The sequence below is a fragment of the Streptomyces sp. DF42 genome (genome assembly GCF_058267695.1).
Genome location: NZ_CM177859.1, coordinates 4,893,100 through 4,908,484 on the forward strand (window position 1 = coordinate 4,893,100; position 15,385 = coordinate 4,908,484).

The 15,385-nt window shown below is 70.6% G+C and carries 13 protein-coding genes; 9 read left to right on the forward strand and 4 right to left on the reverse strand.

Features of this window, described 5'->3' with window-relative positions:
* The first annotated feature begins 25 nt into the window (after window positions 1–25).
* On the forward strand, window positions 26–1,006 hold the full coding sequence (locus tag ACYUED_RS22355) for an NAD(P)H-quinone oxidoreductase (RefSeq protein ID WP_491294025.1): 981 nt from the start codon (window positions 26–28) through the stop codon (window positions 1,004–1,006).
* Between the two features lie 242 nt (window positions 1,007–1,248).
* Here ACYUED_RS22355 and ACYUED_RS22360 read toward each other — a convergent pair whose 3' ends face one another.
* Entirely contained in the window at window positions 1,249–1,725 is a 477-nt protein-coding gene (locus ACYUED_RS22360; protein ID WP_491294026.1) for a hypothetical protein, read from the reverse strand.
* A gap of 312 nt (window positions 1,726–2,037) precedes the next feature.
* Here ACYUED_RS22360 and ACYUED_RS22365 point away from each other — a divergent pair, with 312 nt between their 5' ends.
* The gene (locus ACYUED_RS22365; RefSeq protein WP_491294027.1) at window positions 2,038–2,589 is read left to right on the forward strand and encodes a PadR family transcriptional regulator; all 552 of its coding nucleotides are present in this window, start codon (window positions 2,038–2,040) and stop codon (window positions 2,587–2,589) included.
* A gap of 66 nt (window positions 2,590–2,655) precedes the next feature.
* Complete coding sequence (locus ACYUED_RS22370; protein WP_491294028.1) at window positions 2,656–3,195, forward strand: bacterial proteasome activator family protein; 540 nt, start codon at window positions 2,656–2,658, stop codon at window positions 3,193–3,195.
* 97 nt (window positions 3,196–3,292) lie between these two features.
* On the opposite strand, the gene ACYUED_RS22375 is transcribed toward ACYUED_RS22370, so the two are convergent.
* On the reverse strand, window positions 3,293–4,918 hold the full coding sequence (locus tag ACYUED_RS22375) for a protein kinase domain-containing protein (protein WP_491294029.1): 1,626 nt from the start codon (window positions 4,916–4,918) through the stop codon (window positions 3,293–3,295).
* Window positions 4,919–5,252: 334 nt separating this feature from the next.
* On the opposite strand from ACYUED_RS22375, the gene ACYUED_RS22380 reads away from it, so the two are divergent.
* Window positions 5,253–6,827: a protein kinase domain-containing protein gene (locus ACYUED_RS22380; protein ID WP_491294031.1), complete on the forward strand. Its 1,575-nt coding sequence runs from the start codon at window positions 5,253–5,255 to the stop codon at window positions 6,825–6,827.
* Window positions 6,828–6,908: 81 nt separating this feature from the next.
* Here ACYUED_RS22380 and ACYUED_RS22385 read toward each other — a convergent pair whose 3' ends face one another.
* Window positions 6,909–7,910 (reverse strand): phosphotransferase, encoded by a 1,002-nt coding sequence (locus ACYUED_RS22385; protein WP_491294369.1) that lies wholly within the window; start codon window positions 7,908–7,910, stop codon window positions 6,909–6,911.
* Window positions 7,911–8,525: 615 nt separating this feature from the next.
* On the opposite strand from ACYUED_RS22385, the gene pdhA reads away from it, so the two are divergent.
* The 3 genes from pdhA to ACYUED_RS22400 are packed head-to-tail and all read left to right on the forward strand — an operon-like array spanning window position 8,526 to window position 12,121.
* Complete coding sequence (gene pdhA / locus ACYUED_RS22390) at window positions 8,526–9,713, forward strand: pyruvate dehydrogenase (acetyl-transferring) E1 component subunit alpha (RefSeq protein ID WP_491294033.1); 1,188 nt, start codon at window positions 8,526–8,528, stop codon at window positions 9,711–9,713.
* Between the two features lies 1 nt (window position 9,714).
* Window positions 9,715–10,707, forward strand: a complete 993-nt coding sequence (locus ACYUED_RS22395; RefSeq protein WP_491294034.1) for an alpha-ketoacid dehydrogenase subunit beta — start codon at window positions 9,715–9,717, stop codon at window positions 10,705–10,707.
* Window positions 10,708–10,717: 10 nt separating this feature from the next.
* Complete coding sequence (locus ACYUED_RS22400) at window positions 10,718–12,121, forward strand: dihydrolipoamide acetyltransferase family protein (RefSeq protein ID WP_491294038.1); 1,404 nt, start codon at window positions 10,718–10,720, stop codon at window positions 12,119–12,121.
* 132 nt (window positions 12,122–12,253) lie between these two features.
* Here the strand turns inward: ACYUED_RS22400 and ACYUED_RS22405 are convergent, their stop codons facing one another.
* Window positions 12,254–13,159 carry a D-alanyl-D-alanine carboxypeptidase family protein gene (locus tag ACYUED_RS22405; RefSeq protein ID WP_491294041.1) on the reverse strand — a complete coding sequence of 302 codons (906 nt, stop codon included), beginning with the start codon at window positions 13,157–13,159 and terminating at the stop codon, window positions 12,254–12,256.
* A 219-nt stretch (window positions 13,160–13,378) separates the two neighbouring features.
* Between ACYUED_RS22405 and ACYUED_RS22410 the strand changes: the two genes are divergently transcribed.
* Entirely contained in the window at window positions 13,379–14,041 is a 663-nt protein-coding gene (locus ACYUED_RS22410; protein WP_491294042.1) for a GntR family transcriptional regulator, read from the forward strand.
* Window positions 14,038–15,351 (forward strand): MFS transporter, encoded by a 1,314-nt coding sequence (locus ACYUED_RS22415; protein WP_491294045.1) that lies wholly within the window; start codon window positions 14,038–14,040, stop codon window positions 15,349–15,351. Before ACYUED_RS22410 ends, ACYUED_RS22415 begins: the two co-directional genes overlap by 4 nt.
* The last annotated feature ends 34 nt before the right edge of the window (window positions 15,352–15,385 follow it).

The window sequence follows — 15,385 nt, forward strand, 5'->3', positions numbered from 1 at the left end:
GGCGACGAGGAGTAGCGTCCTGCCCATGCATGCGATCACGATTCCCGAACCTGGTGGGCCCGAGGTGCTGGTGTGGGACGAGGTCCCGGATCCGGTGGCCGGCGAGGGCGAGGTGCTGGTCGAGGTGGTGGCCGGCGCCGTCAACCGCGCCGACATCATGCAGCGTCAGGGCTTCTACGACCCGCCACCCGGCGCGTCCCCCTACCCCGGCCTCGAGTGCTCCGGCCGGATCGTCGAGATCGGCCCCGGCGTCTCCGGCTGGTCCGTCGGCGACGAGGTGTGCGCGCTGCTCGCGGGCGGCGGCTATGCCGAGAAGGCCGCGATCCCGGCCGGCCAGCTGCTGCCCGTCCCCCAGGGCGTCGACCTCAAGGTGGCCGCCGCGCTGCCCGAGGTGGTCTGCACGGTCTGGTCGAACGTCTTCATGGTCGCCCATCTGCGCCCCGGCGAGACGCTGCTCGTGCACGGCGGTTCCAGCGGCATCGGCACCATGGCGATCCAGCTGGCCAAGGCCGTCGGCGCCAAGGTCGCGGTCACCGCCGGCACCAAGGAGAAGCTGGAGCGCTGCGCTGAACTCGGCGCCGACATCCTGATCAACTACCGGGAGCAGGACTTCGTCGCGGAGGTCAGGGAAGCCACGGACGGTGCGGGTGCCGACGTCATCCTCGACAACATGGGCGCCAAGTACCTCGACCGAAACGTGCAGACCCTCGCCGTCAACGGCCGCCTCGCGGTCATCGGCCTGCAGGGCGGCATCAAGGGCGAGCTGAACCTCGGCGCGCTCCTGAGCAAGCGGGCCGCGGTCAGCGCGACCTCGCTGCGCGCCCGCCCGCTCGGCGAGAAGGCCGCGATCGTGGCGGCCGTACGCGAGCATGTGTGGCCCCTGCTTGAGGGCGGTCACGTCCGCCCGGTCGTCGACCGGGAACTCCCGATGAGTGACGCGGCCGCGGCTCACCGGGTCGTGGAGGAGAGCGGACACGTGGGCAAGGTGCTCCTGGTCGTGCCCTGAGTTCCGCAGGGGTGCCGCCGGAGTGTCGCCGCGTTCCCCAGGCCCTGTCGTCGAATTCCCGTCTGCCTCGCGACGCCATGCACCCACTCTCGCCGCACCGGGCGCAGACCCAAGTACAGCCCGTACGAGGGCCTACGCCCGGCGCTCCCGCAGTCTCCGGCCGGGGGACACCCAGAGCACGCATCTGACGCCGCAAGGCCCGGCCTGAGGCCGGACGACGGGAGTCTGACGACAGGGCCTGGCTAGGACCGTCGCAGCCGCAGGCCGATGAAGGCGAGTCCCAGGCCGAGCCCGATCAGGACCAGTCCGCTGCCCAGCGGCAGTATCCGCAGTACGGGTTCGGCGGGCCCCTCGGCCTGCGAGGCGGCGTGCTGCACGGGACGCTGCGATGCCCCGGACGGCACCAGGCCGGCTTCCGCGGGCGGCGACGCGGTGGCGTCCCCGCCCGCCTCGTCCCCCGTGTCCTGCTCGCCGTCGGGATACCCGGCGTCCCCGGCCTCGTCGCCCTCGTCGTCGGCCTCCTGGGAGGGACGGCCCGTGGGCTCGTCCGCCGGCGTCGTCTCCCGCCGCCCGGGCCGCTCCCGCCCCTCACCCGCCACACTCCCGGCGCGCGAAGGCTTGGAGGACCCGGCCGGAGAGGCGGACGGGGACTCCGAGCCCGAGGGCCCGGCAGCGGGCGTGCGCCAGGAGCCGTGCGCCGTCGATACGGCTCCGTACATCGAACCGTTCTCGTGCGACGAGCGGGACGTGTGAGACGAACCGCTGCCGTGAGACGAACCGCTCCCGTACGTCGAGCCGATTTCGTACGACGCGACAGCCCTGTATGCCGAACCGCTCCCGTACGACGCGACAGCCCCGTACGAGGATCCACCCCCGAACGGACACACGAGGACGCCCGCCCCCACCCCCACCACCAGTCCGGCCCCCTGCAAAGCACGCAGCCATGGAGTCACGACCCAAGCGTCACATCGCCCCGCACTTCCGGCATTTCTGATTCCGCCAAAAATCCGAACCCGCTGCACAATCCGGGTATGTCGATACGTCACGGACTGCTGGCGCTCCTCGAACACGGCCCCCGCTACGGCTCACGGCTGCGCACCGAGTTCGAGGCGCGCACGGCCGGCACCTGGCCGCTGAACATCGGGCAGGTCTACACAACCCTCGGCCGCCTGGAGCGCGACGGGCTGGTCGTCCAGGACGGCGAGGACGAGGCGGGCCGGGTCCTGTACGCCCTGACACCGGCGGGCCGGGCCGAGCTGGGTGCCTGGTTCGCGCGTCCCGTGGAGCGGGCCGGCGGTCCGCCGCGGGACGAGCTGGCGATCAAACTGGTGCTGGCGGTCGGCGCACCCGGCGTCGACGTGCGCAAGGTCGTCGAGGCGCAGCGCCGGCACGTGACGGACGCGCTGCACGAGTACGTGCGTCAGCGGGCGCAGGCGCTGGTGCGGGCGCCGGAGCATCCGGACGAGATGGCGCGGCTGCTGGTCCTGGAGCAGCTCGTCTGTCACACGGAGGCCGAGATCCGCTGGCTGGAGCACTGCGAGGCCCGGCTGCTGCGGCGCGGGAAGGAAACTTCCGCACCGTAAACGGTGGATCACCCTCCACAGGGGGCACCACGGTGATGAGATGCACGGGTGCGAGAGAATGGCGGCATGGAGATGCCGAGGAACGACAGGTCGCCGGAGAATCCCCAGATCCTGGTCGTGGGCCAGGACGGTATGGCGATTGGCGGCGGCACAGGCGAGGACTCCCGCGAGGTCCCGGTGACGGAGCAGGTCGAGCAGCCGGCCAAGGTGATGCGGATCGGCAGCATGATCAAACAGCTCCTGGAGGAAGTGCGCGCGGCTCCCCTGGACGAGGCGAGCCGGGCGCGGCTCAAGGAGATCCACCGCAGTTCGGTGAAGGAGCTGGAGGACGGGCTGGCACCGGAGCTGGTGGAGGAGCTGGAGCGGCTCTCCCTGCCCTTCACGAACGAGGGCATCCCCAGCGACGCCGAACTGCGCATCGCGCAGGCCCAGTTGGTGGGCTGGCTGGAAGGCCTCTTCCACGGGATCCAGACCACGCTGTTCGCCCAGCAGATGGCCGCGCGGGCCCAGTTGGAGCAGATGCGGCGCGCGCTTCCGCCGGGCGTCGGCCACGAGATGGGCGAGGACGGCCCCACGGCCGGCCGCTCGGGCGGACCGTACCTGTAGGACCGTAGGACCGTATGACCCGAACACGACGGACACATGGACGAAAGGGCCCGGCAGCCGAAGCTGCCGGGCCCTTCACATGCCTGGAACGGCCCGGTCAGGAGGGCGGGTTGCCCGTCGACACGTCGAGCTGGATCTGCGGCATGTTCTTCGGGTCGACGTCGGAATCGGCCGCCGGGAACTGGTTGAGGACCGCGCCCTGGCCGTAGGTGTTCTCGGCGACGTCGTTGACCTTCAGATGCCAGCCCGCGGCCTGGAGGCACTCCTTGACCGACTGGATGTACTTGAACCGGAAGTCGGGCAGCTTGATCTTGTTGGGGTCGTTGTACGACTCCTGCGGCTCCTTGCAGTCGCTCACGTCGATCTTCTTCGACGTGTCCGGCCCGCGGTAGCCCGCCGCCTTCGTCGGCGACGCGCTCGCGCTGCCGCCGCCGCCCTTGCCCTCGCCGCCCGAGCCGCCGCCGTTCAGCATCAGGGCCGCGATCAGGCCGCCGACGGCGATGAGCGAGACGACGATCGAGCCGACGATCACCGGCTTGTTGTTCCGGCCGCCGCCCGCGGGGGCGCCCGCCGGCTGCGGCGTGATGTTGTACGGCGGCGGGGTCGACGGCTGCGCGTACGGCGACGGCGTCTGGTAGCCGCCCTGCTGCGGGTAGCCGTAGGCCGGAGACGGCGTGGGTGCCGGAGTGCCGTACGGGTTCGGGGGCGGAGTCGGCTGGTACGGCGTCTGGACGGGGCCGGTCGGCACCGGGGCCGACTGGTCGACCGGCGGGAACACCGCGGAGCCGACGCCGGCGCCGCTCTGGGAGGGCGCACCCGGCACGATGCTCGGCGGGGCGGCCCGGAAGGAGGCGGCCACGCGCAGGCACTCGTCGCGCATGGACTCCGAGCTGGGGAAACGCTCGTTCGGGTTCTTCTTCAGCGCGCGGGCGACCAGCGCGTCCACCGCGGGTGGCAGCGCCCGGTTGATGGAGGAGGGCGCGACCGGCTCCTCCTGCACATGCGCGTACGCGATCGCCAGCGGCGAGTCCGCCTCGAACGGCAGCCGCCCGGTGACCAGTTGGAACAGCATGATGCCGACCGAGTAGAGGTCGGACCGGGCGTCCACGCCCCGGCCCAGCGCCTGCTCCGGGGACAGGTACTGCGGGGTGCCCACGACCATGCCGGTCTGTGTCATCGACGTCACGCCGGACTGCATGGCGCGCGCGATGCCGAAGTCCATCACCTTGACGACGCCGCGCTTGGTCATCATCACGTTGCCCGGCTTGATGTCCCGGTGGACCAGGCCCATCTCGTGGCTGATCTCCAGCGCCGCGAGCACGTCCGCGGTGATCTTCAGCGCCCTGTCGGCGGGCATCGCGCCGAACTGCCGTACGTCCTCGTCGAGCACCGAGCCCAGCGGGCGCCCCTCGACGTACTCCATGACGATGTACGGGGTCGTCATGCCGTCGAGCGAGTCCTCGCCGGTGTCGAAGACCGAGACGATGTTGGTGTGCGTGAGCTTCGCCACGGCCTGGGCCTCGCGGCGGAAGCGCTCGCGGAAGGCCTGTTCCCGCCCCAGTTCGGTGTGGAGCGTCTTGACCGCGACCTGACGGTCGAGCACGGAGTCGTAGGCGAGATGCACCGAGGCCATGCCGCCCTCGCCGAGCAAGTCGCGCAGCTGATAGCGGCCCCCGGCCAAGGCCCGCCCCGCGTACCGGCCCTGTGCGCCGTCCTGGCTCATGTTCCGCTTCCCCCGTGGGCCTTCAGGCGCCATTGACTGTCGTTGATCCAAAGTGCTATTCCGGGCCAAGTCTGCCCGAGGGCACTGACACGTCAAGCTCGGTGCCCGATCCGTGACCGTACGCGATAGAAGCGTCGCGCGAGCGTTACAGAGGATGTACCAGCGGTACACAGAACTTGCACGACACGATGGAATGACGCTTTGATGGCCGGTCCGTCCTGTGCCGGTTCCGGCCCCCTTCTCGGTCCGGCGGCTTGCGCCGAGGCTGTAGCGTGGCCGACGGAGACCGTAACAACACCGCGCGCACCGCGGGCAGAAACGACGGCGAGGACTGATGGAGCAGCAGCAGCGCGCTCAGGGCCCGTCCGACCCCGAGGCGACTGGCGGCGGAATGTCGGATGCGCCGGAGATGTGGGGTAACGGCGGGCTTGTCGGGGACGGCCGGTACCGGCTGACCCGCAGACTCGGCCGGGGCGGCATGGCCGAGGTGTTCGCCGCCGAGGACGTGCGCCTCGGGCGCACCGTCGCGGTCAAGCTGCTGCGCGCCGACCTTGCCGAGGACCCGGTCTCCAAGGCCCGCTTCACGCGCGAGGCCCAGTCGGTGGCCGGCCTCAACCACCACGCGATCGTCGCCGTGTACGACTCCGGCGAGGACTACGTGGGCGGCCAGAGCGTGCCGTACATCGTGATGGAGATCGTCGAGGGGCGGACCATCCGCGACCTCCTCATCAATGCCGAGGCACCGGGTCCCGAGCAGGCCCTGATCATCGTCTCCGGTGTTCTGGAGGCGCTCGCCTACTCGCACCAGCACGGCATCGTGCACCGCGACATCAAGCCGGCGAACGTGATCATCACGCACACCGGCGCGGTGAAGGTGATGGACTTCGGTATCGCGCGTGCCCTGCACGGCGCCCAGTCGACGATGACGCAGACCGGCATGGTCATGGGCACGCCGCAGTACCTCTCCCCGGAGCAGGCGCTCGGCAAGGCCGTCGACCACCGCTCCGACCTGTACGCGACGGGCTGCCTGCTCTACGAACTCCTCGCGCTCAGACCCCCGTTCACCGGCGAGACCCCGCTGTCGGTGGTCTACCAGCACGTCCAGGACACGCCGGTGCCGCCGTCCCAGACCTCGGACGGAGTGTCCCCGCCGGAACTCGACGGCCTTGTCATGCGCTCGCTGGCCAAGGAGCCCGACGACCGCTTCCAGACCGCCGAGGAGATGCGCGGGCTCATCCAGTACGGGCTGCAGATGCTGTACGACCAGGGCGGCCACACCGGCACCTGGAACACCGGCCCGGTCACCATGCACGACGGCCGGTACACCCCGGCGGCGGGCTTCGCCGGCACCCAGGTGATGCCGCACCCCGGTGACTCCTCCGGTACGACGCAGATCCCGCAGCCGATCCTCCCTGCCGGCTACGGCGGCGGGGACGACGGCGGCTTCGAGGGACACGGCAACAGAGGAGGGGGCCGCGGCAAGCTGTGGATCCTCGCCGTCCTCGCGGTGATCGCCATCGCGGCGGGCGTCGCCCTGGCGATGCACAAAACCGGCGGAAGCGGCGGCGGCAAGGGCACCACCCACTCGCCGACCACGTCGCAGAGCACCAAGCAGGACACGTCCTCCGCGTCCCCGAGCGAAGAGACGAGCGACGACTCGACGGATACGTCCTCGGACGACAGCAACTCGAGCTCCGGGTCCGGGGACTACACGCCCTCGTACACCCCGTCGTACACGCCGTCGTCGACCCCGAGCAGCGAGCCGAGCAACGAGCCGTCGAAGCCGGCGACGTCCCCGGAGCCGTCGGACAAACCGACACCGTCGCAGACCGATGACCCGGCCAGCCCGGACCCCTCGGGCGGCGGCGGGGACGCCGGCGGCACGACCGGCGTCAGCGGCCTCGGCTGACCCGGAGCTGAATCACCTCCACGCGCGCGTGGGACCGCAACAGGTCCCACGCGCGCTGCTGTCCGCGCAGGACCACCCGCCTCACTCCACGAACGCCTCGCACACCGTGTCGTACGCACGCGTCCACCACACCGCCAGTGCGGAGGCCGCCGGGAACTGGGGGTCGGCGCGGGTGTCGCCGCGTTCGTAGTGCCAGCGCAGCATCCAGAAGTCGTTGAGGCGCTCCCACCACACCCGGTGCACCGCCGCCGTCAGCTCGGCGGGCGTGGCGCCGGCCGTGCGCCGGTACGCGCGTGCGTACGCCCGCACCTTCGGCAGGTCGAGGGTGCCCACCGGGCGTACGAAGAAGATCGCGGCGGCGCGTACGGCCTCCTCCGCTCGGGGCCTGAGCCCCAGCCGGTCCCAGTCGACGATGGCGGCGGGCGCGTCTCCCCGGTAGAGCAGGTTGAACGGGTGGAAGTCCCCGTGCACCCAGCCGACCGAACTCCCGCGTGTGGGGCGCCTGTCGGCGTGCTGCTCCAGGAGTGCGCGCCGTTCCAGGAGGCGGTGGCGGGCGAGGTCGTCGAAGGAGTCGGCAGGGCGGTGGCGGCGTACGCGGCCGAGCAGATCGTCGATGAGCGTGAACGTGTCGGCGGGGTCGGCCGCGTCGGGCTCCGTGCACGCGCGCGCGTGCACCGGCATCACGCGCTCCAGGCTCGCGTGCACTACCCCCAGCAGTGCCCCGAGCCGCGCGCACTGCCCGGTGCTGAGCTGCCCGCCGTGCCGGTGGCGTCCGTCGATCCACGGGTGCAGCGCGTAGGCGTGCCCGCCGACGACGGCGACCGTACGCCCGTCCCGGCCGGCCAGCGGCGGGGCCACCGGGACGCCCAGGTCGGCCAGGCGCTGGGTGGCCCGGTGCTGGCGGGCGATCGCGGCCGGGTCGGCGGTCTCGGGGTCGAAGTGGTGCTTGAGGAAGTAGCGGCCGCGCGTGGTGCACAGGCGGAAGCCCCGGTTGAGCAGGCCCTGGTCCACGGGCTCGCAGGCGACGGCACAGCCTGCGGAATACTGGCGCAGCAGAGCGCCCAGAGGGGGCGCGTGAGGCACCTGGGGTGGTACGGAGGAGCGCGACACGCGCCAGATGCTAGAGCACGAGCCGGGCCTGTGAGCTGGGCGTTGTCACAGGCAGTCGCATTCGGTCACGGCATGTGCTCGAAGTGGCTTTCCAGGCCGTCGACGGTCGGGCGCACCGTCCTCGCCGTACTGTTCCCGCCACCGCCTCGATGCCGCCCTCGCCTGGCGGCAGGCCGTGGACGCCACGCCGGACACCTCGTGGTCGTCCACCAGGAATACCCGGACATGTCACGCTTCGCGCACGTACGCGGTCTCACACACGGGTGCGAGTCCCGCTTGAGAGAAGCTCTTCCGGTGACCTGGGTCACCGGGATAACGTGCCGTTGTTCCGGCCCCCTGCAAGGCTGTGACCAGGAGATGTTCCGGACTTTCGCGATTTACTTGGAAATCCAAGCAAAATCGCAGGTCAGGAGGGGTTTCACAGAAATGTGGAGCACTGGGTAACGTGCTATTTGCGGGCGCTCGCCGGGGCACCTGTCACGCCTGTTCCCGACCGGGCCGCACCCACCCTGTGCGCCCGCAGGGCCGCAGGTGAGCCGCACTGGCACCCGGCGAACCCGGGGTAGCCGGACCGACGGAGGAGCACACGTGACCGTGGAGAGCACTGCCGCGCGCAAACCGCGACGCAGCGCCGGAACCAAGAGCACGGCCGGCAAGCGCACGACCGCAAAAAACGCGCCGGGCACCGACCCCGAGCTCGTACAGCTGCTGACGCCAGAGGGCGAGCGGCTCAAGAACCCAGAGAACGCCGCGTACGACAAGTACGTCGCCGACATCACCCCCGACGAGCTCCGCGGCCTCTACCGCGACATGGTGCTCACCCGACGCTTCGACGCCGAGGCCACCTCCCTGCAGCGCCAGGGCGAGCTGGGCCTGTGGGCCTCGCTGCTCGGCCAGGAGGCCGCCCAGATCGGCTCCGGCCGGGCCACCCGCGAGGACGACTACGTCTTCCCGACCTACCGCGAGCACGGCGTCGCCTGGTGCCGCGGGGTCGACCCGGCCAACCTGCTCGGGATGTTCCGCGGCGTGAACAACGGCGGCTGGGACCCCAACGGCAACAACTTCCACCTGTACACGATCGTCATCGGCTCCCAGACGCTGCACGCCACGGGCTACGCGATGGGCGTCGCCAAGGACGGCGCGGACAGCGCCGTGATCGCCTACTTCGGCGACGGCGCGAGCAGCCAGGGTGACGTCGCCGAGTCCTTCACCTTCTCCGCGGTCTACAACGCCCCGGTGGTGTTCTTCTGCCAGAACAACCAGTGGGCGATCTCCGAGCCGACCGAGAAGCAGACCCGCGTGCCGCTCTACCAGCGCGCGCAGGGCTACGGCTTCCCGGGCGTCCGGGTGGACGGCAACGACGTGCTGGCCTGTCTCGCGGTGACGAAGTGGGCCCTGGAGCGCGCCCGCAACGGCGAGGGGCCGACGCTCGTCGAGGCGTACACCTATCGCATGGGCGCCCACACGACCTCCGACGACCCGACGAAGTACCGCGCCGACGAGGAGCGCGAGTCCTGGGAGGCGAAGGACCCGATTCTGCGGCTTCGCCGGTACCTGGAGGCTTCAAACCACGCGGACGAGGGATTCTTCGCGGAACTCGAGGCCGAGAGCGAGGCGTTGGGCAAACGAGTGCGTGAGGCGGTCCGCGCCATGCCGGACCCGGACCGCTTCGCCATCTTCGAGAACGTGTACGCGGACGGGCATGCGCTCGTCGACGAGGAGCGAGCCCAGTTCGCCGCCTACCAGGCGTCGTTCGCAGACGAGGGGGGTCACTGAGATGGCCGAGGCTGTGACGTTCAAAAACATGGCTCTCGCCAAGGCGATCAACGAGTCGCTGCGCCGCGCCCTGGATGCCGACCCCAAGGTCCTGATCATGGGCGAGGACGTCGGCAAGCTCGGCGGCGTCTTCCGGGTGACGGACGGCCTGCAGAAGGACTTCGGCGAGAGCAGGGTGATCGACACCCCGCTGGCCGAGTCGGGCATCGTGGGCACCGCCATCGGCCTGGCCCTGCGTGGCTACCGCCCGGTCGTGGAGATCCAGTTCGACGGCTTCGTCTTCCCGGCGTACGACCAGATCGTCACGCAGCTCGCGAAGATGCACGCCCGCTCGCTGGGCAAGGTCAAGCTCCCGGTCGTCGTCCGCATCCCCTACGGCGGCGGCATCGGCGCGGTGGAGCACCACTCCGAGTCCCCCGAGGCGCTCTTCGCGCACGTGGCGGGCCTGAAGGTGGTCAGCCCCTCCAACGCGTCGGACGCGTACTGGATGATGCAGCAGGCCATCCAGAGCGACGACCCGGTGATCTTCTTCGAACCGAAGCGACGCTACTGGGACAAGGCCGAGGTCAACACCGAGGCCATCCCCGGTCCGCTGCACAGGGCGCAGGTCGTCCGTGAGGGCACCGACCTGACCCTCGTCGCGTACGGCCCGATGGTGAAGCTCTGCCAGGAGGTGGCCGACGCGGCCGCCGAGGAGGGCAAGTCCCTGGAGGTGCTGGACCTGCGCTCGGTCTCCCCGCTGGACTTCGACTCGATCCAGACGTCGGTGGAGAAGACGCGCCGCCTGGTCGTGGTCCACGAGGCGCCGGTGTTCCTCGGCTCGGGCGCGGAGATCGCCGCCCGCATCACGGAGCGCTGCTTCTACCACCTGGAGGCACCGGTCCTCAGGGTCGGCGGCTACCACGCCCCGTACCCGCCGGCCCGCCTGGAGGAGGAGTACCTGCCGGGCCTGGACCGGGTGCTCGACGCCGTCGACCGCGCCCTGGCGTACTGAGGAGAGGGTCGTGACGACGATGACGGAAGCGTCCGTACGCGAGTTCAAGATGCCGGACGTGGGCGAGGGCCTCACCGAGGCCGAGATCCTCAAGTGGTACGTCAAGCCCGGCGACACGGTCACCGACGGCCAGGTGGTGTGCGAGGTCGAGACCGCGAAGGCGGCGGTGGAACTGCCCATCCCGTACGACGGGGTGGTCCGCGACCTGCACTTCCCCGAGGGCACCACGGTGGACGTGGGCACGTCGATCATCGCGGTGGACGTGTCGGGCGGAACCGCGGCCGCCGGGACCGAGGCCGCCGTGGAGGCGCCCGCCGTGGCTCCCGCGGCCGCCGCGCCCGCCGAGGAGAAGAAGTCCGTGGGCTCGGGCCGCCAGCCGGTGCTCGTCGGCTACGGGGTCGCCACGTCCTCCACCAAGCGCCGCCCGCGCAAGGGCCCGGAGGTCGCGGTCGCCCGGGCCTCGACGGCGCTCCGGACGGAGCTGAACGGCCATGCGCCGGTCGCCGCCGACACTCCCCGCCCCCTCGCCAAGCCGCCGGTGCGCAAGCTGGCGAAGGACCTGGGCGTCGACCTGACCACGGTCACCCCGTCGGGCCCCGACGGCGTCATCACGCGCGAGGACGTGCATGCGGCGGTGGCACCGCCGGCCCCGGAGCCGGTGACGGCCCCGGCGGTCTCCGTGCCCCCGGCGCCCGTGCCGGCGTACGACGGGGCCCGTGAGACCCGTATCCCCATCAAGGGGGTCCGCAAGGCGACCGCACAGGCGATGATCGGCTCGGCGTTCACGGCGCCGCACGTCACGGAGTTCGTGACGGTGGACGTGACCCGCACGATGAAGCTGGTCGAGGAGCTCAAGCAGGACAAGGAGTTCGCGGGACTGCGCGTGAACCCGCTGCTGCTGATCGCCAAGGCCCTCCTGGCCGCCATCAGGCGCAACCCGGACATCAACGCGTCCTGGGACGAGACGGCCCAGGAGATCGTGCTCAAGCACTACGTCAACCTGGGCATCGCGGCGGCCACACCGCGCGGCCTGATCGTCCCGAACATCAAGGACGCGCACGCCAAGACCCTCCCGCAACTGGCCGAGTCCCTGGGCGAATTGGTGTCCACGGCCCGCGAGGGCAAGACGTCCCCGGCGGCGATGCAGGCCGGCACGGTGACCATCACCAACGTCGGCGTCTTCGGCATCGACACGGGCACGCCGATCCTCAACCCCGGCGAGTCCGCGATCCTCGCGGTCGGCTCGATCAAGCTCCAGCCGTGGGTCCACAAGGGCAAGGTGAAGCCGCGCCAGGTGACGACCCTGGCGCTGAGCTTCGATCACCGGCTGGTGGACGGCGAGTTGGGCTCGAAGGTCCTGGCGGACGTGGCGGCGATCCTGGAGCAGCCGAAGAGGCTCATCACCTGGGCCTGACGGCCGGCCCGGCACCGCTTGGTCAGCTTGGCAAGCCAGGTCCGGCTGGATGCAGCCGGGGGCAGATCGCCGAAGGGCCCCGTCGCCGACAGCGACGGGGCCCTTCGGCCCGGCATGACTGCCGGGCCCGACTCAGATCGTGGAGAATCCGTAGCTCAGGAGCTTCTTCGCGTCCGACTCGCGCTGGGCGATGGAGGTGGAGGCGAGGACGGTGCCGATGACCGTCTTGCCGCCCCGGGTGGCGGCGAAGACGAGGCAGTACTTGGCCTCGGGGCCGGAGCCCGTCTTCACGCCGATCGTGCCGCTGTAGCTGCTCAGCAGGCCGTTCGTGTTGGTCCAGGCGGCCATCGTGCGGGTGCTGCCCGTCTTGGTGATGGTCCTCGCCGTGTAGGACTTCGTCTTCACGACCGTACGGAACGTGGAGTTCTTCATGGCGCTGCTGGCGATCTTCGTCAGGTCGCGCGGGGTCGAGTAGTTGGAACCATTCCCTATGCCGTCGAACGAGTCGAACTTGGTGTTCGTCAGGTGCAGGTTCCTCGCGGCGGTGTTCATCTTGCCGATGAACGACTTCACGCGCGCGGCGCGCGTCGAGCCCGAGCCGAACTTGTCGGCGAGGGCATAGGCGGCGTCACAGCCCGACGGGAGCATCAGCCCGTACAGCAGCTGACGGACCGTCACCTTGTCGCCGACGATCAGGTGGGCCTGAGAGGCGTTGTTGGCGACGACGTAGTCGCTGTACGCCTTCTGGATCGTGACCTTGGCGTCGAGGTTCAGGTTCGACGACGCGAGCACGACCTTCGCCGTCATGATCTTGGTGGTCGAGCCGGTGGAGCGCTTGGTGTCCGCGGCCTTCGTGTACAGCGTCTTGGCGTTGGAATTGTTCATCACGTAGCCGCCCTTGGCCACGATCGAGGGCGTCGCGACGGCCTGCGCGGGCGCTGCCGCGAGGGCGCCGGTCGCGAGCACGGCTCCTGCGGTGACGGTGACCGCGGCGGCTCGGCGGCGGCTGCCCTTGGTGCCGGTGATGGCAGTAATCAACTGAAATACCCCGATTACGTCGAATGCCCCTGATATGCGGCCGAGTTGGAGGGGGAGAAAATAGGGCCGCAGGTGTGTGACACGTAATTAGCACAGAAGGTTGTGTGGTTGCAGAGGCGGGTTCCCGCAAAGGTGATCCATTGAGGTGATCTCCCGGGTGATCGGTCCGCATGATGGACGGGCGCCTTCATGCGTACGTGTTGTATCTATGCTGTTCGCATGATCAGTCCGGGGACTCTGACCGCCAAGCAGCCACCAGCCGCCGACCGCGTCTACACCCACGTCAAGCAGGGAGTTCTCGAGCGCCGCTACGAGGGCGGGACCCTGCTGACCGAGGGCGAACTCGCCGAGGCCGTGGGGGTCTCCCGCACTCCCGTGCGCGAGGCACTGCTGCGGCTGGAGGTGGAAGGGCTGATCAAGCTCTACCCGAAGAAGGGAGCCCTGGTCCTGTCCGTGTCCGCACAGGAGATCGCGGACGTGGTGGAGACCAGGCTGCTGGTCGAGGGACATGCGGCGCGCAAGGCCGTGCCCGCCCCGGCGGGCCTCGTCGAGCGGCTGGAGGAGCTGCTGGCCAAGCAGAAGGCGCAGGCCGCCGCGGGCGACCTCGCCGCGGCCGCCGTCACCGACCGCTGCTTCCACGCCGAGATCGTCCGCAGCGGGGGAAACGAGATCCTCTCCCGGCTCTACGACCAACTGCGCGACCGCCAGCTGCGGATGGGCGTCGCCGTAATGCACTCCCACCCCGACCGGATCGCCAAGACCCTCGCCGAGCACGAGGAGATCCTCCGGGCGCTGCGCTCCGGGGACCCGGAGGAGGCGGTCGGGGTCGTGCACCGGCACATCAGCTGGTTCTCGCACCTGGCCCGGGGCGAGGTCCGATGAGCTCGGCCTCCTCTGCCTCCCGGCTCACCCTGCCGGGTGATCCGCCGGGCGGCCGGCGCGCGATGGCGGTGTGGGGCATCGGCGTCTCCGTCTACTTCGTCGCGGTCATCTTCCGTACGTCCCTCGGGGTCGCCGGCCTGGACGCCGCCGACCGCTTCCACGTCAACGCGTCGGCCCTGTCGACCTTCTCGATCCTGCAGCTGCTCGTGTACGCGGGCATGCAGATACCCGTCGGCCTACTGGTGGACCGGCTCGGCACCAAGAAGGTGCTGACCATCGGGGTCGTGCTGTTCACGGCGGGGCAGCTGGGCTTCGCCTTCTCCCCCTCCTACGGCATGGCCCTCGCCTCGCGCGCGCTCCTCGGGTGCGGTGACGCGCTGACCTTCATCAGCGTGCTGCGGCTGGGCACCCGCTGGTTCCCGGCGCGGCGCGGGCCGCTGATCGCGCAGTTCGCGGGACTCGCGGGCATGGCCGGCAACCTGGTCTCCACGCTGGTGCTGGCCCGGCTGCTGCACGGGGTCGGCTGGACGGCCGCCTTCGCGGGCAGCGCGCTGGCCGGAGTCGTCGTACTCGTCCTGCTCCTGCTGTTCTTGCGGGACCACCCCGAGGGGTGCGAGCCGGAGCCGTTCCCGCACCAGGGCGCCGCGTACGTACGGCGGCAGATCGCGGCCTCCTGGCGGGAGCCGGGGACGCGGCTCGGGCTGTGGGTGCACTTCACGACCCAGTTCCCGGCGATGGTGTTCCTGCTGCTGTGGGGCATGCCGTTCCTGGTCCAGGCGCAGGGCCTGTCCCGGGCCACGGCCGGCGAACTCCTCACCCTGGTCGTCCTGTCGAACATGGTCGTGGGGCTCGTCTACGGCCAGGTCATCGCCCGGCACCACGTGGCGCGGCTGCCGCTGGCGCTCGGGACCGTGGCGGCGACGGCGACCGTGTGGGCGGCGGCGCTGGCCTACCCGGCCGACCGGGCCCCGATGTGGCTGCTGATCGTGCTGTGCACGGTGCTCGGCGCGTGCGGACCGGCGTCGATGATCGGCTTCGACTTCGCGCGGCCGGCCAACCCGGCGGAGCGCCAGGGCACCGCCTCCGGGATCACCAACATGGGCGGCTTCGTCGCGTCGATGACCACCCTGTTCGCGATCGGGGTGCTGCTGGACGCCACCGGCGACGACTACACCGTCGCGTTCTCCTCGGTCTTCGTCCTCCAGGCGCTCGGCATCAGCCAGATCCTGCGGCTGCGCGGGCGGGTCGCCCGGCGGGAGCGGGAGCGCCTGGTGGCGAGTCGGGTAGAGACCGTGCACGTGCCGGTGTGAGGTCCGTGCACGCCGGTGTGAAGACCGTGCACCT

Bases quoted from the DNA above. Each gene is read 5' to 3' on its own strand.
- ACYUED_RS22395 (WP_491294034.1), top strand. From the start codon at position 9,715: ATGGCCGAGGCTGTGACGTTCAAAAACATGGCTCTCGCCAAGGCGATC.
- ACYUED_RS22365 (WP_491294027.1), top strand. From the start codon at position 2,038: ATGTCGATACGTCACGGACTGCTGGCGCTCCTCGAACACGGCCCCCGC.
- ACYUED_RS22380 (WP_491294031.1), top strand. From the start codon at position 5,253: ATGGAGCAGCAGCAGCGCGCTCAGGGCCCGTCCGACCCCGAGGCGACT.
- ACYUED_RS22360 (WP_491294026.1), bottom strand. From the start codon at position 1,725: ATGTACGGAGCCGTATCGACGGCGCACGGCTCCTGGCGCACGCCCGCT.
- ACYUED_RS22415 (WP_491294045.1), top strand. From the start codon at position 14,038: ATGAGCTCGGCCTCCTCTGCCTCCCGGCTCACCCTGCCGGGTGATCCG.
- ACYUED_RS22355 (WP_491294025.1), top strand. From the start codon at position 26: ATGCATGCGATCACGATTCCCGAACCTGGTGGGCCCGAGGTGCTGGTG.
- ACYUED_RS22410 (WP_491294042.1), top strand. From the start codon at position 13,379: ATGATCAGTCCGGGGACTCTGACCGCCAAGCAGCCACCAGCCGCCGAC.
- ACYUED_RS22370 (WP_491294028.1), top strand. From the start codon at position 2,656: ATGGAGATGCCGAGGAACGACAGGTCGCCGGAGAATCCCCAGATCCTG.
- ACYUED_RS22375 (WP_491294029.1), bottom strand. From the start codon at position 4,918: ATGAGCCAGGACGGCGCACAGGGCCGGTACGCGGGGCGGGCCTTGGCC.